This is a genomic window from Pseudomonas sp. EpS/L25, from assembly GCF_001512295.1.
GTDB lineage: Bacteria > Pseudomonadota > Gammaproteobacteria > Pseudomonadales > Pseudomonadaceae > Chryseomonas.
This window is the reverse complement of record NZ_LNUP01000002.1, coordinates 1,179,405-1,204,029: the sequence shown is the minus strand read 5'-3', so window position 1 is coordinate 1,204,029 and position 24,625 is coordinate 1,179,405. Positions and strand designations below refer to the sequence as shown.

22 protein-coding genes and 1 pseudogene are annotated in these 24,625 nt (G+C 65.5%); 18 read left to right on the top strand and 5 right to left on the bottom strand.

Features of this window, described 5'->3' with window-relative positions; genetic code table 11:
• Window positions 1–9: 9 nt before the first annotated feature.
• The 3 genes from AR540_RS06600 to AR540_RS06590 all read left to right on the top strand — a co-directional run bounded on the left by AR540_RS06600 (window position 10) and on the right by AR540_RS06590 (window position 3,580).
• Window positions 10–1,449 carry an efflux transporter outer membrane subunit gene (locus AR540_RS06600; protein WP_059227146.1) on the top strand — a complete coding sequence of 480 codons (1,440 nt, stop codon included), beginning with the start codon at window positions 10–12 and terminating at the stop codon, window positions 1,447–1,449.
• Window positions 1,450–1,511: 62 nt separating this feature from the next.
• Window positions 1,512–2,912 carry an ATP-binding protein gene (locus AR540_RS06595; RefSeq protein WP_059227984.1) on the top strand — a complete coding sequence of 467 codons (1,401 nt, stop codon included), beginning with the start codon at window positions 1,512–1,514 and terminating at the stop codon, window positions 2,910–2,912.
• On the top strand, window positions 2,909–3,580 hold the full coding sequence (locus tag AR540_RS06590; protein WP_059227143.1) for a response regulator: 672 nt from the start codon (window positions 2,909–2,911) through the stop codon (window positions 3,578–3,580). The genes AR540_RS06595 and AR540_RS06590 overlap by 4 nt, the downstream gene beginning before the upstream one ends.
• A gap of 5 nt (window positions 3,581–3,585) precedes the next feature.
• On the opposite strand, the gene AR540_RS06585 is transcribed toward AR540_RS06590, so the two are convergent.
• Window positions 3,586–4,953, bottom strand: a complete 1,368-nt coding sequence (locus tag AR540_RS06585) for a CoA transferase (RefSeq protein WP_442963769.1) — start codon at window positions 4,951–4,953, stop codon at window positions 3,586–3,588.
• Window positions 4,954–5,144: 191 nt separating this feature from the next.
• Between AR540_RS06585 and AR540_RS06580 the strand changes: the two genes are divergently transcribed.
• The 3 genes and pseudogenes from AR540_RS06580 (at window position 5,145) to AR540_RS25980 (ending at window position 7,330) form a co-directional block, all read left to right on the top strand.
• Complete coding sequence (locus tag AR540_RS06580; RefSeq protein ID WP_059227140.1) at window positions 5,145–6,188, top strand: NAD-dependent epimerase/dehydratase family protein; 1,044 nt, start codon at window positions 5,145–5,147, stop codon at window positions 6,186–6,188.
• A gap of 78 nt (window positions 6,189–6,266) precedes the next feature.
• Window positions 6,267–6,806, top strand: a complete 540-nt coding sequence (locus AR540_RS06575; RefSeq protein WP_059227138.1) for a DsbA family protein — start codon at window positions 6,267–6,269, stop codon at window positions 6,804–6,806.
• 118 nt (window positions 6,807–6,924) lie between these two features.
• Window positions 6,925–7,330 (top strand): annotated as a pseudogene (locus tag AR540_RS25980) (YqaA family protein).
• A 35-nt stretch (window positions 7,331–7,365) separates the two neighbouring features.
• On the opposite strand, the gene AR540_RS06565 reads toward AR540_RS25980, so the two are convergent.
• The 3 genes from AR540_RS06565 to AR540_RS06555 form a co-directional block, all read right to left on the bottom strand.
• The gene (locus AR540_RS06565; protein WP_082706950.1) at window positions 7,366–8,148 is read right to left on the bottom strand and encodes a lipopolysaccharide biosynthesis protein; all 783 of its coding nucleotides are present in this window, start codon (window positions 8,146–8,148) and stop codon (window positions 7,366–7,368) included.
• A 312-nt stretch (window positions 8,149–8,460) separates the two neighbouring features.
• The gene (uraH, locus tag AR540_RS06560; RefSeq protein ID WP_027602718.1) at window positions 8,461–8,859 is read right to left on the bottom strand and encodes a hydroxyisourate hydrolase; all 399 of its coding nucleotides are present in this window, start codon (window positions 8,857–8,859) and stop codon (window positions 8,461–8,463) included.
• Window positions 8,860–8,870: 11 nt separating this feature from the next.
• Window positions 8,871–9,347: a GlcG/HbpS family heme-binding protein gene (locus tag AR540_RS06555; protein ID WP_059227134.1), complete on the bottom strand. Its 477-nt coding sequence runs from the start codon at window positions 9,345–9,347 to the stop codon at window positions 8,871–8,873.
• A gap of 362 nt (window positions 9,348–9,709) precedes the next feature.
• Here AR540_RS06555 and dapA point away from each other — a divergent pair, with 362 nt between their 5' ends.
• The 12 genes from dapA (at window position 9,710) to AR540_RS25250 (ending at window position 23,858) form a co-directional block, all read left to right on the top strand.
• Window positions 9,710–10,585, top strand: coding sequence for a 4-hydroxy-tetrahydrodipicolinate synthase (dapA, locus tag AR540_RS06550; RefSeq protein WP_082706949.1), 876 nt, complete (start codon window positions 9,710–9,712; stop codon window positions 10,583–10,585).
• 12 nt (window positions 10,586–10,597) lie between these two features.
• On the top strand, window positions 10,598–11,764 hold the full coding sequence (locus AR540_RS06545) for an iron-containing alcohol dehydrogenase (protein ID WP_059227129.1): 1,167 nt from the start codon (window positions 10,598–10,600) through the stop codon (window positions 11,762–11,764).
• Entirely contained in the window at window positions 11,761–13,014 is a 1,254-nt protein-coding gene (locus AR540_RS06540) for a four-carbon acid sugar kinase family protein (protein ID WP_059227127.1), read from the top strand. The genes AR540_RS06545 and AR540_RS06540 overlap by 4 nt, the downstream gene beginning before the upstream one ends.
• Window positions 13,007–14,020: a 4-hydroxythreonine-4-phosphate dehydrogenase PdxA gene (gene pdxA / locus AR540_RS06535; protein WP_059227125.1), complete on the top strand. Its 1,014-nt coding sequence runs from the start codon at window positions 13,007–13,009 to the stop codon at window positions 14,018–14,020. The genes AR540_RS06540 and pdxA overlap by 8 nt, the downstream gene beginning before the upstream one ends.
• A gap of 11 nt (window positions 14,021–14,031) precedes the next feature.
• Window positions 14,032–14,982 (top strand): phosphoglycerate dehydrogenase, encoded by a 951-nt coding sequence (locus AR540_RS06530; protein WP_059227123.1) that lies wholly within the window; start codon window positions 14,032–14,034, stop codon window positions 14,980–14,982.
• A 26-nt stretch (window positions 14,983–15,008) separates the two neighbouring features.
• Entirely contained in the window at window positions 15,009–16,334 is a 1,326-nt protein-coding gene (locus tag AR540_RS06525) for an MFS transporter (RefSeq protein WP_059227122.1), read from the top strand.
• 78 nt (window positions 16,335–16,412) lie between these two features.
• On the top strand, window positions 16,413–17,825 hold the full coding sequence (locus tag AR540_RS06520) for a sodium:solute symporter family protein (protein ID WP_059227120.1): 1,413 nt from the start codon (window positions 16,413–16,415) through the stop codon (window positions 17,823–17,825).
• Entirely contained in the window at window positions 17,812–18,942 is a 1,131-nt protein-coding gene (locus AR540_RS06515; protein ID WP_059227118.1) for a sialidase family protein, read from the top strand. Before AR540_RS06520 ends, AR540_RS06515 begins: the two co-directional genes overlap by 14 nt.
• 11 nt (window positions 18,943–18,953) lie before the next feature.
• Window positions 18,954–19,637, top strand: coding sequence for an SDR family NAD(P)-dependent oxidoreductase (locus AR540_RS06510; protein ID WP_059227116.1), 684 nt, complete (start codon window positions 18,954–18,956; stop codon window positions 19,635–19,637).
• A gap of 55 nt (window positions 19,638–19,692) precedes the next feature.
• On the top strand, window positions 19,693–20,454 hold the full coding sequence (locus AR540_RS06505) for a DeoR/GlpR family DNA-binding transcription regulator (RefSeq protein WP_059227114.1): 762 nt from the start codon (window positions 19,693–19,695) through the stop codon (window positions 20,452–20,454).
• 541 nt (window positions 20,455–20,995) lie between these two features.
• Window positions 20,996–22,396, top strand: a complete 1,401-nt coding sequence (locus tag AR540_RS06500) for a tyrosine-type recombinase/integrase (protein WP_059227112.1) — start codon at window positions 20,996–20,998, stop codon at window positions 22,394–22,396.
• A 469-nt stretch (window positions 22,397–22,865) separates the two neighbouring features.
• Window positions 22,866–23,858, top strand: coding sequence for a hypothetical protein (locus AR540_RS25250; RefSeq protein WP_153014180.1), 993 nt, complete (start codon window positions 22,866–22,868; stop codon window positions 23,856–23,858).
• 415 nt (window positions 23,859–24,273) lie between these two features.
• Here the strand turns inward: AR540_RS25250 and AR540_RS26380 are convergent, their stop codons facing one another.
• Window positions 24,274–24,531 (bottom strand): ATP-binding domain-containing protein, encoded by a 258-nt coding sequence (locus AR540_RS26380; protein WP_442963768.1) that lies wholly within the window; start codon window positions 24,529–24,531, stop codon window positions 24,274–24,276.
• Between the last annotated feature and the right edge of the window lie 94 nt (window positions 24,532–24,625).

Genomic DNA, 24,625 nt, shown 5'->3' with positions numbered 1-24,625 from the left:
GTGACGACCATGCCCCTCCTGCGCCTCCTGCCCCCGCTGCTCCTGCTGACCCTGCTCACCGGCTGCACCGTCGGGCCCGACTATCAGAGACCCAGCGCCCCCGTCTCGACCCAGTTCAAGGAGGCGGCCGGCTGGAAGGCCGCCAGTCCGCGCGACGACCAGGCCAAGGGCGCCTGGTGGCAACGCTACGACGACCCCCAGCTCAGCGCCCTGGTGGCGCAGGTGGCGGTCTCCAACCAGAACGTCGCCCAGTACCAGGCGCTCTATCGCCAGGCCCGCGCCCTGGTCCGCGAAAGCCGCGCCGAGACCCTGCCCAGCGCCACCCTGGACGCCAAGGCGACCCGCAGCGAGAACGCCAGCAGTTCCAGCGGCTCCAGCAGTTCCACTGCCGGCGGCGCCACGGTCAGGAACGCCGAAAGCCTGAGTCTCGGCCTGAGCTGGGACCTGGACCTCTGGGGCAGGCTACGCCGCACCCTGGAAGAGGACCGCGCCAGTGCCCAGGCCAGCGCCGCCGAGCTGGCCAATGCCACCCTCAGCGCCCAGGCGGAACTGGCCCAGGACTACTTCCAGCTGCGCGTGCTGGATCGGCGCCTGGCGCTTTACGACCAGACCCTGGCCGATTACCGGCGCTATCTCGCAGTGATCCAGAACAAGTACGACGAACAGCTCGCCTCCCGTGCCGATCTCGCCCAGGCACGGACCCAGCTGGAGAGCGCCGACGCCAATCGGCTGGCCCTGACCACCCAGCGCGCCCAGCTGGAACACGCCATCGCCCTGCTGCTGGGCAAGCCGCCGGCGGACTTCGCCCTGGCCGCCGATCCCCAGTGGCAGGCGCGGCTGCCAGACATTCCTGCCGGCCTGCCCACCGCCTTGCTGGAGCGCCGCCCCGACATCGCCCAGGCCGAGCGCCAGGTGGCCGCCGCCAATGCCGCCATCGGCGTGGCCACCGCCGCCTATTACCCCGACCTGACCCTGAGCGCCAGCGGCGGCTACCAGAGCAGCCTGCTCGGCGAGCTGTTCAAGACGCCGAGCCGCTTCTGGTCGCTGGGCCCGACGCTCTCCGGCACCCTGTTCGACTTCGGTGCCACCCGCGCGAGTGTCGACCAGGCCCGCGCCGCCTACGACGCCAAGGTGGCCAGCTACCGGCAGACGGTGCTCACCGCCCTGGGCGAAGTGGAAGACGACCTGGTGGCGCTGCACGTGCTCGGCCCCGAACTCGCCGCCCAGCGCCGCGCCGTGGCCGCCGCCCGCGACTCGGCCGACGTGACCCGCGACCAGTACGAGGCCGGCATCATCGACTACCTGGACGTGGCCACCACCCAGGCGACCCAGCTCAGCCAGGAGCAGAGCCTGCTGCAGCTGGAATCCAGCCAGCTGGTGACCAGCGTCCAGCTACAGATGGCTCTGGGTGGCGACTGGCAGGCCGCGCGCCTGGCCGACGCCCCCTGACAGCCACCCGTGGAGCTGCTAGCGTGCCACTACCTTCCGCCGTCGAGATCCGCATGGGCCTGCTGCGTCTGTCCCTGTCCGCCAAGGTCTTTCTCGCCGCCCTGGCGCTCTGCGCCTTCGCCGTGCTGGGCATGGCCTGGGCCTCTTACCTGAGTTTCTCGCGGGACTTCCTCGGCTATCTCAACGGCCAGGCCGAACAGCGCCTGGACGCCCTGGTGCCGCGCTTCGAGCACGCCTATGCCGAGCATGGCAGCTGGGATTTCCTGCTCAACCAGCATCCGCCGGAAGCCTGGATCCAGCTGCTGCGACCGGAATTGCCAGCGAACACCACCACGCGCCCCTCCCCACCGGTGTCGGATCTCACCGGGGCCTTTTTGCGCTTCTCGCTACTGGATACCGAGCATCGCTACCTGATCGGCTTTCGCGACCTGCCGCCCGTCCCCCTGCTGCGCGCCATCCACTGGCAGGGCCGGGTGGTCGGTTGGCTGGCATTGACCCCTTTCGAGGCGGTCATCAGCGACGGCGACCGCCGCTTCCAGCAGAGCCAGATCCGCTCCAGCCTGGTGATCGCCTTCGTCTGCCTGCTGCTGGCCGCCGCCCTGGCCTGGTGGATCGCCCGCACCCTGCTGCGCCCGATCCGTACCGTGGCCGCCGCCACCCATCGCCTGGCGGCCGGCGACTACGGCATCCAGTTGCCCGTCCGTTCCGCCGATGAAGCCGGCCAACTGGCCCAGGACTTCAACCGCCTGGCCAGCGTCCTGGCCAGCAACGAACGCCAGCGCCGCGCCTTCATGGCCGATATTTCCCACGAGTTGCGCACCCCCCTGGCGGTGCTCAGGGGCGAACTGGAAGCCATGGAAGACGGTATCCGCCCGCTGGATGTCGGCGGCCTGAAGTCGCTGCAGACCGAGGTCGGTTCGCTGAACAAACTGGTGGACGACCTCTTCGAGCTCTCCCTCGCCGAGGTGGGCGGCCCCACCTATCGTCACGAGCCGGTGGACCTCACGACCCTGCTGGCGCTGACCGCCGATGCCTGGCGCCCGCGCTATCGCCAGGCCGGCCTGGAACTGCGCTTGGAGCTGCCGGACGGGCCCCTGATGATCCGCGGCGACGAGGCGCGCCTCAGCCAGCTGTTCTACAACCTGCTGGAGAACAGCCTGAGATACACCGAGGCCCCTGGGCAGGTACACCTCGCCGCGCGCCAGGTCGGCAACCTGCTGCAGGTCGACCTGCAGGACTCCGCCCCCGGCGTGCCCACCACCGACCGCGAGCGACTGTTCGAGCGCTTCTACCGCGTCGAGGGTTCGCGCAGCCGGCGCAGCGGCGGTGCCGGCCTGGGCCTGGCCATCTGCCGCGGCATCGCCGAGGTGCACGGCGGACAGCTGCAGGCCCAGGCCTCTCCGCTTGGCGGCCTCCGGCTCGAACTCCAACTGCCCGCCCTCATTGATCGGAGCCCGGCATGAGCCAGACCATCCTGCTGGTGGAAGACGAACCCAAACTCGCCGCCCTGCTGGGTGACTACCTCAAGGCCGCCGGCTTCACCTGCGACTGGCACGCCGACGGTGAACAAGCCCTGGCGACCATCCGCGCCACGCCGCCCGACCTGGTGCTGCTCGACCTGATGCTGCCCGGCCTGGACGGCCTGGAGGTCTGCCGCGCGGTACGCGCCTTCAGCGCCCTGCCGATCGTCATGGTCACCGCCCGGGTCGACGAGATCGACCGCCTGCTCGGCCTGGAACTGGGCGCCGACGACTACATCTGCAAACCCTTCAGCCCGCGCGAGGTGGTGGCCCGGGTCAAGGCCGTGCTGCGCCGCAGCAGCACGCCGGGAGCCCTGCCCGCCCCCAGCGGCCTGCAACTGGACGCCGAGACCTACCAGGCCAGCTTCAACGGCCAGCCCCTGGAGCTGACCCCGGTGGAATTCCGCCTGCTGGCGACCCTGGCCAAGCACCCCGGCAAGGTGCTCTCCCGCGACCAATTGCTCAACCACCTGCACACCGACTACCGCATCCTCACCGACCGCACCGTCGACAGCCACGTACGCAACGTCCGCCGCAAGCTGCACCGCCTCGATCCGGACTGCGAGTTGATCCGCTCCATCTATGGCGTGGGCTACTGCCTGGAACCCTGACCCGCTCAGCCTGCCGTCGACCAGGCCGCACGTGCTGAACCCAGTTGGGTCGCCGGCCGCTCCCACTGCAGGCGCAGGTCGCCGATCTGCAGCGGCGGGCGCAACCGCAGCGCTGGCCCCCAGGCGGTAGGCTCGGGTGCGCTGTCGAAGTCGACGTTCTGCACGCCCCTGTAGAGCGGCTCACGAGCGATGGCCGGACGCTCGGTCAGCAGGCAGGCGGTGCGCGCCAGCGACAGGCGTGCCCTGAGGATACGGCCCTCACGCAGGCGGCCGGTGAGGCCCCGGATGACCGCGGCCGCCATCAGGTAGCCGGTGGCATGGTCGAGGGCCTGGACCGGTAGCGGCACCGGCTGCTCCGCCTGCCGCCAGTCGCGCCCGGCCGCCGCGATGCCAGCAGACAGCTGCACCAGGCTGTCGTAGCCGCGCCGCAGGGCCCAAGGCCCGGTCCAGCCATAGGCGCACAGGGACACGTCGATCAGCGCGGGATTCAGGGCCCGGCGCTCGGCGCTGCCATAGCCGAGCCGCTCCAGGGCGTCGGCGCGATAGCCGTGGACCAGGACGTCCGCCTCGGCCAGCAGCCCCTCGACTACCAGACGATCGGCCGGACGTCGCAAGTCCAGTCGCGCACACCTCTTGCCCAGCGTCACCTCCGGCGCCTGGGCTGGCTCGTCCCACCCAGGCGGATCGATGCGCAATACCTCGGCGCCCAGGCCGGCCAGCAGGCGCGTGGCGATGGGGCCGGCGAGGATGCGGGTGAGGTCGAGCACGCGGATGCCCTGCAAGGGACGTTGTGGATCGGGATGCCAATTGCGTGCGCTAGCAACGGCTGTCCATTCCTGGGCGATCAGCGGTTCGGCGCGGACGGCCTGCCCCTGGGGATGCGCCTGCCACTCCGCCTGGGTACGCAGCCTTGCCGCACAGCCACCCGCAGCGACGATGGCCGTCTCCAGGGCTTCGCCAGACCAGCCCGCCATGGCCTGTGCCACGGCTTCATGGCTATTGGCACAGCCCAGCACGGCCAGGGCACGCTCCCGGTGATGAGGCGCGTTGGCGTGCAGTCGCAGCCAGCCATCGCGGGTGCGATAGTCCCCCGTGACCGGGTCCCAGATCTCTGGCAATGCCCAACCCAGCGGGCGCAGAGTCGTCTTGAACCAGGCAGCGGCGAGGTGGCGATCCACCCGCACCGGGGCCGACGAGGCACCGTCGCCCAGCAGATCGGCGGTAGCCAGACCGGCTGCCGCGATGGCCGCCGCGGCGAGATCGCTGACCGGGAAGCAGGAGGAAAGGCTGTCGTCGCCCTGGACCTGAACGTCGGTTGCCAGGGGCGAGTGCAGCCCAAGGGCCGTGATGATGTCGCCGAGCAGGGAGTCCAGGACGGCCGGTGCGTGGGTAGGGTCGGACAAGGACGAATCCTCCGAGGCTGAACGCTGCCCCCACCATAGCCCTACTGGCCATGCCCGGACACCGACGTTCATCCGGCGACCGTCCAGCCCGCCAAGGGGACAAAGCAGCGGCTGCCAGGGTCTCCCCCTTCATCCCCAGTCAATAATCACCGGGAGTCCCCATGACCGAACGACAGCTACTCATCGCCGGCGCCAGCGGCATCATCGGCCAGGCCGTGCTGGAGGCCTTCGCCCAGGCCGGCTGGTCCATCACCACCGTGGGCCGCTCGAAGGATGCGCCGAGTCGCTTCCCCCATGTGACCGCCGACCTGCTGGACATCGGCAGCCTGGCCGCCGCCAAGGACAGCTTCGCCGGCGTTACCCACCTCTTCTACAGCGCCCTCAAGCCCGACCCGGACCCCGGCGTGGAGGCCGACGAGAACGCCGCCATGCTGGAGAACCTGGTGGCCGCGGTACGTAGCGCGGGAGCGCCCCTGGCGCGCATCACCTTCGTCCAGGGCGGCAAGATCTATGGCGCCCATCTCGGCGTCTACAAGACGCCGGCACGGGAAGACGACAGCCGCCACTTCCCGCCCAACCTCTACTTTCGCCACGAGGACTTCGTCCGCAGCCTGGCAGCCGAGGGTATCCGCTGGACCGCCCTGCGGCCCGACATCGTCATCGGCCACTCCCTCGGCTCAGCGATGAACCTGGGCAATCTGATCGGCCTCTATGGCGCGCTCTGCCAGGAAACCGGCACCGCCATGCAATTCCCCGGGCCGGAGCAGGCCTATCGCGGCGCCCTGGTCAACGTCACCGCCGCGCCGCTGCTGGGCGAAGCGGCCGTCTGGGCGGCTGAAGAGGAAAGGGACGGTGCCTTCAACCTCACCAATGGCGATGTCTTCCGCTGGAGCCATGTCTGGCCCAGGCTGGCCGACTGGTTCGGCGTCGAGGTCGGCGAGCCGCAACCCATCTCCCTGGCCCAGCGGCTGACCGCGCTCAAGCCGGTCTGGCAGGCGGTGGCCCAGCGTGAACAGCTGGTCGAAACCGATCCCGAACGGATCGCCCCGGGCGCCTTCGGCGACTTCATCTTCCACGTCGAGAAGGACGCCATCTTCGATGTCACCAAGGCCCGGCAAGCGGGCTTCCAACGGATGATCCTGAGGTCCGACGAAGTCCTGCTGGCGCACCTGGAGGACATGCGTCGACGGCGGCTGATTCCCTGAGCCTTGCACGGGGAAAACGCCAGGGACGGCGCGCGGTCTCATCCCGGTCGCTTCGCTCACCCTTATCAGGAGTCCTGGATGTACGTAGATACCCTCAGCTGGGGCCATGGCCCCCGCAGCTTCGAAGTCTTTCTCGAACCCACCTGCCCCTTCTCGGTCAAGGCCTTCAACAAGCTCGACGACCTGCTGGCCCTGGCCGGTCCGGAGCGGATCACCCTGAAGATCCGCCTGCAATCCCAGCCCTGGCACCTGTTTTCCGGGGTGGTGGTGCGCTGCGTCCTGGCCGCCGCTACCCTGGAAGGTGGCAAGGAGAGTGCCAAGGCGGTGCTGGCCGCGGTCGCCGCACATCGCGAGGAATTCGAGTTCCAGGACCACGCCACCGGGCCCAACCGCGACGCGACGCCCAACGACGTCATCGCGCGACTGGAAGGCTACAGCGGCCTGGCGCTAGCCGAGGCCTTCGCCGATCCGGACCTGCAGCACGCCATCAAGTGGCACTGCAGGTACGCCCGGCAGAACGGCATCCACGTGTCGCCCACCTTCATGATCGACGGCCTGGTGCAGCCGGATATCGGTAGCGGCGATTCGGTAGCGGACTGGGTCGCTCGGCTGGACTGAGCGGTGCAGTGTCCGTCCAGGGAGAAGACGCTCGCGTTCCTGGACGGCACGTTATGCCTGGCGGCTTCGTCCAGCCTGAAGAGCCAACCACCATGGCCGTTCCACCCGGTGCCCTCCCCTGGGAGCCCTGGGCGTCTACCTCAGGCTAGTCGCCCTCGCCTTCGGCGCCGCCACCCTGCTACCGCTGCAATCGGAAGCGGCCCTGGCCGGGCTGCTGCTGACCGAGCGCCATGCAACGACGGCGCTGCTGCTTGGCGCGACCCTGGGCAACGTCGCCGGCTCGACGCTGAACGGGGGGCTGGGTCGTCATCTCGAACGCTTTCGCCAGCGGCGCTGGTTTCCGCTCACCCCGGAGCGTCTGGCGCGTATCCAGAGCGTCTATCGGCGCCATGGCTGGTGGTCCCTGCTGCTGAGCTGGACACCGGTGATCGGCGATCCCCTGTGGCGCTTCCTGCTGGTGGTGACCCTGGTTCAAGGCGATCCGCTACGGCATAGTCGCCTGGCTCGCCCTGGGCTGGAGTTGACACCGGCAGCCCTTCATCCTTGGCGATGGAGAGGCCTAGCCGGCCTGACGCCTGCCGCGTGCCAGCCACCTGGCCTCGATGGCGGCGAGGTCGACGCGGGGAACGAGCTCGGCGGGAATACGGCTGCGGGTCGATAGATTGAACACTCGGCGACCGGCCGCCTGCATCACCGTCTGCATGATCTGCAGGCCCGGCAGGATGCGACTGTGCAGATGCTGCTCCAGGCCACAGGGCGACGCCGGACTGCGGCCGTCCTCGTAGAAGCGCGGCGCCTGGGTGTCGAGATCGACTCCAGCCAGGTAGATCTCGCTGAAGCCCAGGTGATAGGCCAGCTGCAAGGCGATGAAGGCCACGGTACGGACATCGAAGATGCCGTAGTCCAGGTCACGACTGAAGCCGATGTCCCGGGCGCGGCGACTGAACAGCGTGGACGCCCGCTGCGCCTGCTCCTGCTCGGCGCCCAGGTGATGCTCCAGGCGGGTCGCCGGGGCACGGTGCAGGGCATGGGCCTTGGCCGCCAGGTCCGCTGGTAGCGCCTGGATGGCTTCCGGCCAGAGCGCCAGACGCGTCGAGCGTTCGAGCCCTTGCCGGTAGAGGTCGGGTTGCTGCGCGGCGAAACTCAGGTCGCTGCAGACATAGAACAGCGGGCGCAAGGCGCTGTCCGCCAGCTTGGCGATGGCGCCGTTCATGGTGATGAGCGGAATGTCCTGCCAGGCCGCCAGGTCGAGCGCTCCCGCGGAGGGCCCCGAGGCGAGCAGCAGGACCGGGCCGCGATACCGGTTGCGCCAGGCGGCGAAGGAGCCAGAGGCCGAACTCACCGGCCTGGCCGACCGGAAAGAGAGGGGCGACAGGTACAAGACGCGAGACTCCAGACCAGAGAATGACGATGCGCACTCGGCAGCGACGAGGCCGAGCGCGCCCTGGCGACGGCTGCAGGCGGGGCACCGCTTCGGCCGCACACCCGGCCCGAGCTGTCACCCGGCCATTGTGCGCGCGCTGGGTTGGCCGGAATTCGAGCCAAGGTAAAAGTTTGTCGCGATCTTGTATCCACCGATATACAAATCACAGCACCGTGCCAGTATCGGCTTGCCTTCCCGTGCCAGGCCGTCGTTACAGGCGGTCTTCCAGCACTAGGAACCGCGGTAGGTACTGAAGCCGTAGGGACTGAGCAACAGCGGAATGTGGTAGTGCTGCTCCGGCTGGGTCACGTCGAAGACCACGGGGATCTCGGGGAAAAAGGCGCTGCGGCCCTGCTGGCGATAGTAGTCACCGGTCTTGAAGACCACGCGGTATTCCCCCTTCTCGAAGGTCTTTTCCTTGGGAAACAGCGCCGGCACCCGGCCCTGCTCGTTGGTGACTTCTTCCGCCAACGGCTGCCAGCCCTGTCCTACCTGACGCTCCAGGGTCACATGGACTCCCGCCGATGGCTTGCCGTCTTCCAGGTTGAGCACATGGACACTCAGGGGATTGGGTGCGGCGACCGCGAAGCCGGACAGGGCCAGGCCCGACAACAGCACGAACGTCTTCATGGATATCTCCTTCAAGGATGGGAGGTGAGGTTGAGGTGTTCAGCGGCCGCCAGCGCACAGCGCTCGTCCGCCCCGCCACCGCCGGCACCGGCGATGCCCAGGGCACCGACCAGGTGGTCGCCTTCGTAGAGGGGGATGCCACCGCCGAGCAGCAGCAATTCGGGTAGGGTGACGAGGTTGGCCGCATCCGGGTTCTGCCGGGCACGCTCGGCCAGCGCCTGCGAGGGGGTGCGGGTGGACAGCGCGGTGAAGGCCTTGCGCCGCGCCGCTTCGGCGTTGTGCGGCCCGACGCGGGTATCGCGTTGCAGGAGGATCAGTTGACCGCTGCGGTCGAGCACCGCGAGGGCGGCGCTGCAGGGCGCGGCTTGTGCCAGCCGATGAGCGGCAGCGAGGTCGAGATCAGGGTGCTGCGGCAGGGCCGCCTGCGCCTGACCGAGCAAGGTGGCGCCCAGCAGCGCGCCGGTTAGGGAAGAAAGAAAGCGCGACATGATTCGAGGTCCAGGAGATGACCCCGCCAACCTATCCTGATCGTTCGGTCAGGAATTGGTACTGCAGGATGACAATTTTGTCAGAAGGATCAGTGGGATAGCTGTCCCGACCCGACTGCGTCACCCCTCGCCCGCAGCATTAACATTCCTGCCTCGCGGCGCGTGGTTAACGCGCCGAGGCTCCCGTTGCCTTTATCCCTCTCTATTGCCAGCGACCGGAGCCGACAGTGGCCTCACAAAGGGCCGTTGCTTTCCAGAGGTGCACAGGCCCATCGAGCACGCAAAACCATCGGGCCGCTATTGATCGATTAGATCAAAACATGCTTTATTGTGATCAGAACAATCACAAGGTAGGCATGACCATGAAATTCCGCGGCATCGTTCCCGCCCTCGTTACCCCCTTCGACGCCCAACAGCGTGTCGATGAAAGCGCTTTGCGCGGTTTGATCGAAAACCTAATCGGCGCTGGCGTCCACGGCCTGTTCGTACTGGGCACCAACGGCGAGTTCTTCGCCCTGTCCGAAGCCGAGAAGCTGCGTATCGCCGAGCTCACGGTGGACGCCGCGGGCGGCCGGGTCCCGGTCGTGGCCGGTACCGGCGCCTTCGCCACGCACGAAGTGATCGAACTGAACAAAAAAATGGCCGATCGCGGCGTCGATGCTCTGTCGGTGATCACGCCCTACTTCAATGCCGTCAGCCAGAAAGAGCTGATCACGCATTACGAAGCCATCGGTGATGCCTCCAGCCTGCCGCTGATGCTCTACAACATTCCGGCCAAGACCGGCATGTCCATCGGCATCGGCGCCGTCGCGGCCCTGAGTCAGCACCCGCAGATCAAGGGCATCAAGGACAGCGCCGGCAATTTCGATGCGCTGGTACAGATGATGAAGTACCGCAGTGACGACTTCGCCGTCTTCGCCGGTACCGACTCCCTCATCTACTGGAACCTGCTGGCCGGCGGCGATGGCGCGGTGGCGGCCACGGCCAATGCCGTGCCCCAGGTCGTCATGACCATCTGGAATGCCTTCCAGGCCGGCGATCACGCCACCGCGCGCGCGGCCCAGGAAAAGCTGCGACCCCTACGCGACGCCTTCGCCCTGGGCACCATGCCGTCGGTGCTGAAGAAGGCCGCCGACCTGCTCAACGTCCCGGTCGGCCCCTGCCGGGCCCCGGTCGCGCCGCTGGACGAAGCCACGGTGCACAAGCTCGAAGGCCTGCTGGCCATCTACCGCGACTGATCCGGAGCGCCCATGTCCCTCTATCATTTCCAGACCGTCAAACACCTGGTCCACGGCGCCGGCGCCCTGGATCAGCTCGGCGACAAGCTCGCCCTCCTCGACGTCCCGCTGCGCCGCGTGGTGCTGGTCACCCAGCACGCCATGCACGGCCTGGGCGTGACCGAGCGCGTGAAGGCGCAACTGGCCGCCCGCGACATCGACGTGGCCGTGATCGACAACGTCGAGATCGAGCCGACCCTCGAGAACATCGAGCAGGTGTTCCGCGAGCAGGTCGCGCCGCGCCAACCGGACGCCCTGCTCGCCATCGGCGGCGGCTCGGTGCTGGATGCCGCCAAGCTGTTCGCGGTCATGCTCACCAACGAGCAGTCGCTCAAGTCCATGCTCGGCATCGACCAGGTCGCCCGCGCCGGGCTGCCCACCGTGCTGGTACCGACCACCGCCGGCACCGGCTCGGAAGTCACGCCCAATGCCATCGTCACCCTGCCCGACGAAGAGCTGAAGGTAGGCGTGGTCAGCCGCCACCTGCTGCCGGCCCTGGTGCTGCTCGATCCGCTGCTGACCCTGAGCCTGCCCAAGGCCATCACCGCGGCTACCGGGATGGACGCCTTCACCCATTCCCTGGAGTCCTTCATCTCCAACAAGGCCAATCCGGTCAGCGATACCTTCGCCCTGGAGTCCATGCGCCTGATCGCCGGCAGCATCGTCGAGGCCTACCAGCAACCGGACTCGGTGCGCGCCCGCAGCGACATGCTGCTCGGCTCCACCTATGGCGGCGTGGCCCTCACCGCAGCCGGTACGGCCGCGGTCCATGCGCTGGCCTATCCCCTCGGTGGCAAGTTCCACGTCACCCACGGCGTGGCCAACGCCATGCTGCTGCCCCATGTCATGGCCTTCAACCTGGACAGTTGCGCGCCGCGCCTGAAGCGCGCCGCCGTGGTCTGCGGCCTGGCCCGCGCGGAAGACAGCGACGAAGCCGCCGCACATAAGCTGATCGAGCAGATCGCCGCCTGGACCGCCACCCTGGAAATCCCTCAGGACCTGGCCGCCTTCGGCGTGCGCGAGGAGCACCTGCCAGACATGGCAGTGGCGGCGTCCAAGGTCACCCGGCTGATGGTCAACAATCCCAAGCCGCTGAGCCTGGACGACATCCAGGCGCTCTACCGGCGCCTGCTGCCATGACCCGCCTGCTGATCCTGGCCGACGACCTGAGCGGCGCCGCCGATTGTGCCCTGGGCTTTGCCAAGGCCCAGGCGACCCGGGTGCTGCTCGACGCCAGTGCCCTGGATGCCCGGGCGCCGGTGACGGCACTGGATCTGGACAGTCGTCGACTGGACGCGCGTGCGGCGGCCGCGCGCCACGCCGCACTGCTCGAGCATCCGGCGTTGGCTGGCGCCGCGCTGTACAAGAAGATCGACTCCACCCTGCGCGGCAATGTCGCCGCCGAGGTAGCGGCCCTCGCCCCGCGCGGCCTGGCCCTGGTCGCACCGGCCTACCCGGCACTGGGCCGCACGACCCAGGGTGGTATCCAGTACCTGGACGGCGTCCCGGTCGATCAGACCGACGTCTGGCGCAACGAGGGTCTGACCGGCAGTGCCGATCTGGTCACTCAACTGACCGATCACGGCATCAGCTGCGCGCGGCTGGACCTCGCCACACTGCGTCAACCGGTAGCCCTGGCCGCCGCCCTGCGCCGCGCCCTGGACAGCGGATTGCCCGCCCTGGTCTGCGATGCCGAGCGCCAGTCCGATCTGGAAGCTCTGGCGCGGGCCTCCGCGCCCCTAGCGCAACAGCTGTTCTGGGTCGGCTCGGCGGGCTTGGCCGAGGCGCTGCCCGCAGCGCTGGGCCTGACCGGCCACACCGCACTCCGCCCCCAGGGCACCGGCCCGATCCTCACGGTGGTGGGCAGCATGTCACGGCACTCCCAGGCCCAGGCCGAGCGTCTGGTGACTGGGAGCGGCCAACACTGGCAGCGGCTGGCCCCTGCCTGGCTGCTGGCTCCGCAGCGCGCCGCCGAGCGTACCGCGCTGGCCGCAGCCCTCGCTCAGCAGCTCGCCCGCGGCGAAGACGTCCTGGTCAGCCTCGACCAGCAGGCTCGTGATCCGCGCCAGGCCGCGGCCTTGAGCCAGGCCCTGGCCGAACTGCTGCAGCCCGCCCTGCAGGAGGCCGCCGCCCTCATGGCCACCGGCGGCGAGACCGCTCGCGCCCTGCTCGCCCAGGCCGGCATCACGGCGCTGGAGCTGCACGGCGCCCTCGCCCCGGGCGTGGCCCTGGCCAGTACCCGCTGGCGTGGTCGCGCCTTGCGGGTAGTGACCAAGGCCGGCGGCTTCGGCCAACCCGACACCCTCCTCGACGCCTGGCGCCAGTTGCGCGCCGACCTATCCGCACCGGCCGCACCGGCCGGCCTGCACAAGGAAGCCCACCATGTCTGAACGTCCCGTCATCGGCATCACCATGGGCGACGCCAGCGGCGTCGGTCCCGAGATCATCATGAAGTCCCTGGCCCACGCCGCGGTCTACGACAGCTGCCGGCCGCTGGTCATCGGCGATGCCGGTCGCCTGGAGGATGCCAATCGCATCGTCGGCGGTCGCCTGCAGATCAACGCCATCGAGCGCCCCGACCAGGCGCGCTTCCAACCCGGCGTGGTGGATTGCATCGACCTCGGGCTGATTCCGGCCGACCTGCCCTACGGCAAGCTGTCCGCCCTGGCCGGCGACGCCGCCTATCGCTACATCGAACGCACCGTGCAGCTCACCTCGGCCGGTGAACTCGATGCCATCTGCACCGCGCCGCTGAACAAGGAAGCCCTGCACGCCGGCGGCCATGTCTTCCCCGGCCACACCGAGCTGCTGGCGCACCTCACCGGCACCGAGGAGGTATCGATGATGCTGATGACGCCGATCCTCAAGGTCATCCACGTCACCACCCACATCGGCATCATCGATGCCATCGCGCGCATCGAGCCGGGCCTGGTCAAGCGCACCATCGAGCGCGCCCACGCCACCCTGCAGCGGGCCGGCATCCAGGATCCCCTGATCGCCGTCTGCGGCATCAATCCCCACGCCGGCGAGAACGGCCTGTTCGGCTACGGCGAGGAGGAAACCAAGATCCAGCCGGCCATCGACGAACTGCGCGCCCGTGGCTGGCGCGTGGAAGGGCCGCTGCCTGCCGACACCCTGTTCTTCCGCGCCGGGCGCGGCGACTTCGACTGCGTGGTGGCCATGTATCACGACCAGGGCCACGGGCCGGTCAAGGTCATGGGCCTGGAGGCCGGGGTCAACGTCACCGTCGGCCTGCCGGTGATCCGCACCTCGGTGGACCATGGCACCGCCTTCGACATCGCCGGCAAGGGCATCGCCGACGAGCGCAGCCTCATCGAGGCGCTGCGCCAGGCCACCGAACTCGCCAGCCGGCATCGCGCCAGCCAGGCCGCCTGAGGAGCTCGACCATGAAAGTCGTCTGCACTTCGCCGTCCTTCGCCAAGTACTCCCGGGAACCGCTCGACCTGCTGGCCCGCCACGGCATCGGGGTGGTGGTGGTCCCCGCCGACATCGACGCCCAAGGCTTCATCACGGCGGCCAGGGACTGCCAGGCCGCGATCACCGCCTTCAATGTCTTCGACGCCAACACCTTCGCGGCCCTGCCGCAGCTGCGCCTGGTGTGCAAGCACGGCGTCGGGGTCGACAACATCGACCTGGACGCGGCCCGCGCCAGCGGCGTGACGGTGTGCAATGTGCCCAACTCCAACCGCCACGCGGTGGCCGACTACACCTTCGCCCTGCTGCTGGCCTCGGCCCGCCAGGTGGCCCGCGCCGACCGTGAAACCCGTGCCGGCGAGTGGCCACGGCTGTTCGGCGCGGATGTCCACGGCAAGACCCTGGGCATCGTCGGCCTCGGCAGCATCGGCAAGGAAGTCGCCCGGCGCGCCAGTGGCTTCGCCATGCGCGTCATCGCCCATGACCCCTATCCCGACCAGGCCTTCGCCGACCGCGAGCGCATCGAATTCCGCGCCCTGGACGACCTGCTCGCCGAAGCCGACTTCGTCACCCTGCACATCGGCCTGTCCGACGCCACTCGCCATCTGCTGGACGCACGGCGACTAGGCCTGATGAAGCCGGGTGCCCACCTGATCAACGCCGCTCGCGGCGGCATCGTCGATGAAGAGGCGCTCTACCAGGCACTGTACAGCGGCCACCTGGGCGGTGCGGCCCTGGACGTGTTCGAGGACGAGCCGGCCAGCCAGCACCCGCTGTACGAACTGCCCACCGTGGTGGTGTCACCGCACATCGCCGGCTATACCCCGGGCGCGCTGGACATCCTCAGCCTCACCTGCGCCCGCAACGTGGTCGCCGCCCTCACCGGCAGCACCACCCTGGAGTCCGTCGTCGTCGCCCCCTGACCCCCAACCCTTTTCGGAACCTGATCATGGATAACAACAACAAGGCCACCAGGATTCGCTGGATCATCGCCGGACTGATGTGGACGGCGATCGCCATCAACTACATCGACCGCGTGGTGCTCTCCGCCGCCGCGCCCTTCATCAGCAAGGAATTCGCCCTCAACGCGACCGAGATGGGGCTGATCATGTCGGCCTTCTTCTGGTCGTACGCCCTGCTGCAGCTGCCCGCGGGCTGGCTGGCCGACCGCTTCGGCCAGAAGGCCACCCTCGGCGGCGCGGTGCTCTGGTGGTCGCTGGCGACCGCCCTGACCGGCCTTGCCACCGGCTTCAAGTCGCTGTTCGCCTTGCGCATCGGCCTGGGCATCGGCGAGGCGGCGGCCTACCCGAGCAACGCCGGCATCACCTCACGCTGGTTTCCCGACAAGGAGCGCGCCACCGTCTCGGGTATCTTCGACAGCGGTTCCAAGTTCGGCGGCGCGGTGGCCATGCCGTTGATCGTCGGTCTGATCGCGCTGTTCGGCTGGAAGCTGACCTTCGTCATCAGCGGCGCCCTCGGCATCCTCTGGGCCCTGGCCTGGTTCGCCTTCTACCGCAACGATCCGGAAGACCATCCGCGCATCAACCAGGCCGAACTCAATTACATCCGCGAGGGTCAGCGCCGCCGCGAAGGCAATGGCGAGAAGCCGGCCATGCGCTGGTACGAGTTGCTGCGCTATCGCAACGTCTGGGCCATGTGCCTGGGCTTCTTCTTCATCAACTACAACTCCTATTTCTTCATCACCTGGCTGCCCACCTACCTGGTCAAGGAAAAGGGCATGGACCTCATCTCCATGGGCTTCATGGCGGCGCTGCCGCTGCTGATCGCCATGGTGGTGGAAGTCTTCGCCGGCTGGCTGTCGGATCGCATCTACCGCAGCGGTCGCTATTCGCTGACCACCATCCGCAAGACCTTCCTGGTGGCAGGCCTGCTGATGGCCTCCTGCATCGGCCTGGCCGCCTTCGCCGAGTCGGCCTGGGTCGCCATCGTGCTGCTGTGCATCGCCAAGTCCGGCACCACGGTGGCCGCCACCCAGGTCTGGGCCATGCCCGGGGACATCGCCCCGCGCGGCATGACCTCGATGCTGGCCGGCCTGCAGAACTCGGTCTCCAACATGGGCGGCGTGGTCGGCCCCATCGTCACCGGGTTCATCGTCGCCACCACCGGCTCCTTCAACATCGCCCTGCTGTTCTCGGCGGCGCTGATCGTGGTCGCCATCCTCAACTACCTGTTCCTGCTCGGTCGGGTGGAACCCATCGTCAACGAGGATGACCCGGAGGCGGACGTGCTGGGCGTCGGCCAACCCAGCCACTGACGTTTCTCGCCCAGGGCGTCGGCGGCCTGCCGATGCCCTGTGAAAAAGCTCGTACAACAACAACACGGAGCGATTTCCATGCAGACGTTCGACGTGCAAAGCACCGCCATCATCGTCGGGATGGTGGTGGTCTACATCCTCTTCACCACCTGGCTCAGCATCCGCCTGCGCAGCCGCACCAGCGGCGAATTCATGGTGGCCGCGCGCAGCATGCCAGCCTTCGTGGTGGGTATCCTGATGATGTCGGAATTCATCGGCGCCAAGTCCACGGTGGGCACCGCCCAGGCGGCCTTCGAAAGCGGTTTCGCCGCCTCCTGGTCGGTGATCGCCGCGGCCATCGGCTTTCCGCTGTTCGGCCTGCTGATGGCGCGCAAGCTCTACGCCTCCGGCGAATTCACCATCTCCGGTTTCATCGCCCAGAAGTACGGGCTGTCCACCAAGCTGATGGTGTCGATCATCATGATCTACGCCCTCCTGCTGGTGAACGTGGGCAACTACGTCAGTGGCGCCGCCGCCATCGCCACGGTGCTCAAGATCAACCTGCCCACCGCGGCCTTCATCACCGCCATCGTCAGTACCCTGTACTACGCGTTCGGCGGACTGAAGAGCGTGGCCTATGTCAGTGTCCTGCACACCGCGGTCAAGTACGTGGGCGTGTTCATCGTCCTGGGCGTGGCCCTGCACCTGACCGGTGGCTTCACCCCGGTCATGCAGCAGATGCCGGAGCACTACTTCACCTGGGACGGCGCCATCGGCGGCAGCAAGATCTTCGCCTGGATCATCGGGACCGTCGGCGCCATCTTCTCTACCCAGTTCATCATCCAGGCGATCTCCTCCACCAAGGACGCCCGCGCCGCCCAGCGTTCCACCTTCCACGCCTCGCTGCTGTGCATCCCCATCTCCCTGGCGCTGGGCTTCATCGGGGTCGCCTCCAAGTACCTGCATCCGGAAATGAGCAGCCTCTACGCCCTGCCGGTCTTCCTGCAGTCGATGCACCCGGTACTGGCCGGGGTGGTGACCATTTCCCTGGTCGCCTCCATCTTCGTCAGCGTCAGCACCGTGGCCCTAGCCATCGCCTCGCTGGTGGTCCGCGACTTCTATGTACCGCTGCGCAAGCCCACGCCTGAGCGTGAATTCAAGGCCACCCGGGTGATCTCCCTGATCATCGGCTTCGTGCCGCTGTTCTTCGTGTTCTTCGTGCCCGAGATCCTCAACCTGTCGTTCTTCACCCGGGCGCTGCGCCTGTCCATCGCGGTGATCGCCACGATCGCCATCTACCTGCCGCTGTTCGCCACCAACCGCGGGGCGACCCTGGGCCTGCTGGCCTCGACCATCACCACCAGCGTCTGGTATCTGCTGGGCAACCCCTATGGCATCGACAACATGTACGTTGCCCTGGCGACCCCCGCCATTGTGGTGGTCATCGAACGTCTGTTTCCCCAGTCCGCCGCCAAAGCCGCTCCTGCCGAGGTCCCCCATGTCCACCACTGAAATCGCCATCGCCGGCCGCCAGGACAGCTTCCTGCCGACGCCCTATCCGCAGAACCACGCCGCCAACCTGCTGGCTCAGCCTGACGGCACCCTGCTATGCACCTGGTTCGCCGGGACCCAGGAAGGCAAGGCCGACATCTCGGTGCTGCTGAGCCGCCGCGATCCATCGAGCGGGACCTGGAGCGAACCGGTGCAATTGTCGGACGACCCGACCCGCTCCGAGCAGAATCCCATCCTGTTCCAGGCGCCGAACGGCCCGCTATGGCTGCTGTGGACGGCCCAGGTGGCCGGCAATCAGGACACCGCCATCGTCCGTCGTCGCCTCTCCACCGATGGCGGCCATAGCTGGGGCGCCATCGAGACCCTGATCGACACCCCCGGGACCTTCGTCCGTCAGCCGCCGGTGGTACTGGCCAACGGCGACTGGCTACTGCCGATCTTCCACTGCATCGCCCGCCCCGGCGAGAAATGGGTGGGCAGCCACGACACCAGCGCCGTGCTGATTTCCAGCGACCAGGGCCGCAGCTGGACCGAACATGCGGTACCGGAGAGCACCGGCTGCGTGCACATGAATATCCAGCCGCTGGGTGACGGCAGCCTGCTGGCGCTGTTCCGCAGTCGCTGGGCCGACTTCATCCACGCCAGCCGCTCCCAGGACGGCGGTCGCAGCTGGAGCGCCCCCACCCCGACGGCCCTGCCCAACAACAACTCCTCCATCCAGTTCGTGCGCCTCGCCAGCGGCGAACTGGTGGTGGCCTACAACCCCACCAGCGCCGCCGACTACAGCGAACGCCGCGCCTCGCTCTACGACGAGATCGACGATGGCGACAGCCGCGTCGATCCGGTGGCCCGGGACGGCGAGCGCAGCGCCATCTGGGGCGTGCCGCGCGGCCCCATGAGCCTTGCTGTCTCCACCGACGACGGGCAAAGCTGGCGGCGCCTGGATGTCGAGGCTGGCGATGGCTACTGCCTGACCAACAACTCCACCGAGAAGCTCAACCGCGAGTACTCCTATCCCAGCTTGGTACAGGCGCCTGATGGAGACCTGCACCTGGCCTTCACCTACTTTCGCCAGCGCATCAAGCACGTCCGCCTGCCCCTAGCGGCGCTGCGGTGAAGGAGACGGCGATGACAACTCAGCCTCATGCCCTGGTGACCGGCGTCAGCTCCGGCATCGGCGCCGCCATCGCCCAGCGCCTGCTCGCCGAGGGCTGGCGGGTGACCGGCCTCAGCCGCCGCCCGCCCGAGCACAAACATCCGGCGCTGACCTGGATCGGCGTCGACCTGGCCGATGATCAGGCGCTGGATGCCGTGCTGGCGGACATCGGCCCGCTGGACGCCATCGTCCATGCGGCCGGCTTCATGCGTACCGCGCCCCTGGGCGCGCTGGACCCGGCCGATGGCGACGCCATGTGGCACCTGCACGTCGCCGTGGCCAGCCGGCTGGTGGATCGCCTGATCGAGCGCCTCGCCGCAGGCGGTCGTATCGTGCTGATCGGCAGCCGCACCATGCAAGGCGCCGCTGGACGCAGCCAGTACGCCGCCACCAAGGCGGCCCTGGTGGGTCTGGTGCGTTCCTGGGCGCTGGAGTTGGCCGCGCGTGGCGTCACCGTGAACCTGTTGGCGCCCGGGGCGACCGAGACGCCTATGCTGCGTGATCCGGGTCGTGCCGGCACGCCGCCGCGGCTGCCGCCGCTGGGCCGCTATGTGCAGCCTGAGGAGATCGCGGGCCTGACCGCCTTCCTGCTCGGTCCGGATGCCGGTGCCCTCACCGGCCAGACGCTGACGGTCTGCGGCGGCGCCTCGCTGTGATGTGGGGGAAGCACGACTGCGCTAGAGTAGCGCGGTCTTTCCCGATGGATTCCCCATGAAGGTCGCCAAACGTCGCCAGGCCATCCTCGAGCTGGTTCTGGCCGGTCACACCAACGTCGAAACCCTGTGCCGGCATCTGGAGGTGTCGGAAGCCACGGTCCGCCGCGACCTGACCGCCCTCGCGGAAGAAGGCCAGATCCTGCGCACCTACGGTGGGGCGACCCATATCGGCACCCGTGAGCCGGAGCCGTCGCTGGAGCAACGCAGCAACCAGTCCGGTCCCGAAAAGGCCCTGCTCGCCCGCGCCGCCCTGGCTCATATCAACGACCACGACACCCTGGTGCTGGACGGCGGCACCACCACCGCCGCCCTGGCCAAGCTGCTCAACGAAAGACGCGGCCTGCACGTCATCACCAACAACCTGCTGGCGGTGCCGCTGCTGCGCGACCTGCCCGAAGGCCATGTGACGTTGCTCGGTGGCGACCTCCGCCCCGGCAGCATGTCCACCTTTGGCCCGGCGGCCTTCACCATGCTGGAGCGACTGTCGGCCGACAAGGTCTTCCTCAGCGCCGATGGCGTGGTCGCCGGCCGCGGCCTCTGCGAGGCCAGCACCGAGCAGGCCTACCTCAAGGAGCTGATGATCCAGCAGGCCGCCGAAGTCTTCGTCCTCGCCGACTCGACCAAGCTCGGCCGTGATCGCCAGCAACACTGGACGCCGCTGAAGACGGACTGGACGTTGATTACCGATGCGACGGCGAGCGAGGTCCTGGCGCCGTTCCGGCAGCAAGGGTTGGTGCGGGTCGAAGTGGTGTCCTGACGGCTCAAGCTTACAAAGTACGTAAGCTAGGCCCCTATTCAGGCAGATCGCAAAAGAGTTTGCGATTCAGCTTGCTCGCACCCGCCGACATCAAGGCAGAAGCTGCCAGATGATGACCACGAGCTACAGCCGGATACATCAGCGCGGACAGGACAAGGAACTATCAGCGGGGCCAAGGGGCTGGGCCGAACGCTATCCAAGAAACGTATATCAGCAAGATCGCGAGCTGATTTTGCCTAAATTTTGATTGAAGCCTTGAAACGAAAAAGGCCCAAGCCACTAAGTGCTTGAGCCTTTCCGTTAATTTGGTCGGGACGGAGTGATTCGAACACTCGCCCCCTTGCACCCCATGCGCTTATTTTTTGGATTCCCATGGATGTCCATAGACACTGACGGAGCACCTTAAACCTAGCAAACACGCGGATTACAGGCTAGATTAGCGTCCATTGCAGTCCACGAACATCCACCGACAGCCAAGCGATTCGGTGGGGCAAAAGTGGGGCAAAATTCCAGGGCGACCGAATCGAGCAAGGGGTAGGAAGTGGCCAAACTGACGGCGAAGCAATTGGAAGCGCTCACCTCGGCCGATGACGGCAAGACGCTGCGCGAAGACGGCGGGCTTGTTGCCAAGGTTCGCGCAGGGGTACGCGGTGTCACCGTCCTGTTTCGCTACGAGTTCAAGCTCGATGGAGCCAAGCGCGATCACCGCCTGGGTAGCTGGCCCAAGAAATCGCTGGCGCAGATCCGCGCTGAGCGCGACGAAGTGAAAGCGACCGTAACCAAGGGCATCGACCCTACTATCGCCCGTAAGGCCGCCAAGATAGAGGCCCAGGCTGCCATCGCCGCCACCATTGCCGAGGCCGAGCGCCAGGCTGCAGAGAACAAGACAGTCGCCGACCTTTTCGAAGAGTGGGTGCATGACGGCGTATCTCGCCAGGACGGCAACGCCGAACTGCGCCGGAGCTTCGCAAAGGACGTGCTACCGCTCATTGGCAAGAAGCCGTTGCGCAACCTCACCGAGAAAGACCTGCTCGCCGTCCTGCGCTTGATCAAAGCGCGCGGACTGAACCGTACCGTCGTAATCCGCAACAACGACATCGGCCAGATGCTGCGCTGGGCGGAGAAGCGAAGACCCTGGCGTGCTCTCATGGCCGACGGCAACCCGGCCGACCTAGTAGACGTTAACAAGCTCCTTGACCACGACTACCAGGAACAGCGCGACCGCCTTCTGTCACCCGACGAAATTCGCGAACTACGTGACATCTTTGCCCGCCTCGAACGCGACTACGACGCCCTCCCCACTGGCCAAAAATACTCCGGCATTCGCCCGGTCAACACACGTGTGCAATGCGCCGTCTGGATCTGCTTGAGCACCCTCTGCCGTATTGGTGAACTGCTCAAATCCGAATGGCGTCATGTGGATCTGGAAAAAGGCACCTGGTTTATCCCAGCCGAAGCTACCAAGGGCCATAAGGGTAAGCGCCAGGATCATCACGTGTTCTTGTCGCCGTTCGCGCTGGATCAGTTCAAGAGCCTGAAAGAGGAAACCGGCCATACCCTATTCTGCTTCCCAAGCAAGGACGAAAGCAGTCACGTCGACACCAAGACTGTCAGCAAGCTCATTGGTGACCGGCAGTGCCGGTTCAAGAACCGTAGCAAACCTCTAACAGGTCGCCACCATGATGACTCACTGGTGCTAAGCAAGGGCGCAAAAGGAGAATGGACACCGCATGATTTACGTCGTACAGGAGCGACCATGATGCAGGAGCTGGGCGTTACGCTGGAGATAATTGACCGCTGCCAGAATCACCTACTTGGCGGCTCAAAAGTACGCCGGCATTACTTACATCATGATTATGCTAAAGAAAAAACCGAAGCCTGGAGACTTCTGGGGCAGCAGCTTCTGAACATACTTGGTTCCTCTTGGCGCTCAATCAGCTGAGCATTTGGTAGATAGCTTCGCCCGACTCGGCCAATGCGGCCTGCTCAATGACATCCTGCCAATCGTCATAAAGGCGGTATAGCAAGATCGGTATACTAACCACCAGCAACGCTTAGTTTCTGCCCGACACGCACACCCATTTCATATCGCCACAGCCACCTGGTCCTGGTAGGCAAAGTAGATCGGCAGAGACGCAGCATCGATTGGATCGTCCTCTGCCGCAAGGCCGAGGAAGAGAAGCTGGTGCTGGCTCAGATCCAGCTATTGCATTCGCGCTCAGCGCTCTAACATGGCTGGGAAAACTTCCGTACCTCCCGACAATTAGACACCGACGCTGACCTACTCAAGAACCGACAGGTCCACAAAGCCTGGCAGCCTTGGCGACCGCACGCCCGTGCACTGCTAAGCTCTCGATATCACCCATACCAAACAGGTGACACCGCCCCCTGGGGCGGTGTCACCTGGACAGATGAACAGTCGAAAAGAGTTATCGGCATTTCAAGCGAAGCAACGCGTCGAAGACCTCACACCGAGACCCATACTATTGTTAAAATTAGCTGGCTCAGCTAACGTTGGGATGTTAATTTTTGCCGCCTATAATTGCTTACTTGAGAATCCGCCATTATTCATCGTTTCTAATAGCCCCTTCCGGGATATCTGTCAGCCACTAGAGTTAGCAGCAAAAATAATGAACCTTTTTATCACCCCACTAATTACACTTCTAGATCAAGGCCTAAACGAATCAAAAGGCGCAGTAAACGCTGAGATACAAGAACTCGAACTATTCGAGAAAATTGATATATTTTTACTCCGCCAAGTTATGCCGGAAGACCGGCACAGGAACATAAACCCTACAGCTCTTAAGCTTATGATACATTCTCGAAACTTATGGACGGCCAGTATTCGCATGACATTGAGTGGTCAGCCATATGCGGTGCCATCTATCGTGCGGACGGCTCTTGAAGCGAGCTGCTACGCCTTTTTGATCGCAAACGATGCTTCGCTTGCGCAAATATGGCAGGACCGTCACATCGACCAAGCGTCGATGAAAGCTTCCCGCAAGGCGTTTGGCAATGCTGTCGATGACGTAAAAAAATTGCTTAAAAACAAAGATTCTAGACTTAGCGAGCAGGTTTCTGACACATATCAGATCTGCATAGATGGCGGCGCCCATCCTAACATTAAAGGAATACCGTGCACTCCAAAACTAGCTATAGGCCCTAACAACTTTTATCAAGAACACGACGAAACAACTGACTTCTATGGCATTCCCTCCATTAAGTCTCGCGATGCCTTATGCCTAACAGCACACGTAGGGATACTTGTGGGGAAAATACTGAACCTTTCACTTAGCTCCTTTCAAAACTTACCCAGCAACCTCCTTGACGAGATAATAACAGAGTTAAAATCCATCATTCCTAACACTAGCGCTTCATCTATAGACTTTCCATCAATCATTTGATTAATTATATCACCCATCAACTAAAACCAGATGACCGATGAAGCTTTAATTTACAGGTGCAAAAACCCAAAACCACTCCAGCCTCATCTAGATCATAAAAGAAATTCATCGAAGACTATTATCTCCTGTGTATTTTCATCTCAATGCCCGGCTATTGACCTAGCGTTGAGACACCTTCAAATTAATCTTAAATGCAGCTGACGTTACCAGCCATGCCCAGGCGGTATGGATATCGAGACCACAGCACTAATTCTGTAACTTATCCTACCCCTCGGCCGTCGCTGCATAGGTACGCAAGATCCTATTATTGCCCAATCAACCATAATCCCCACGCCTCTAGGGAGGCTTGCCCCGAAATGCGCACCAGGGGGCTTTATGCCCAACGGTTCTCGAACTACGAATTAGAGGTGCCGATCTAGGTGAACGGAGGCGCAGTCATAGCTCGTGCGCTCTGAACCAGAACCAAACACTTTCCTTTCGCTCGCGTGATCGCATTGTAAAGAAGTCGCCTTTTTTGGATCTCGTCGCCCCCAATTGATGCGGGCCAGAGTACAAGCACCAAATCAAACTCACGATTTTTTGCGCCATGTACCGTAAGGGCTCGAATCCCAGCACCATCATTGCCTGCAAACCGACGCTGATTAGAAAACGCCTGGCGGATCGTTTCTTCCATTTCATGGCGGGAAAATGTGGTCCGCCCTTTGGTTCTTCGTTGCCGATTGACCCAGCGGGTAAAATCTTGAGCAATGCCTCGCGGCTTCCCATCC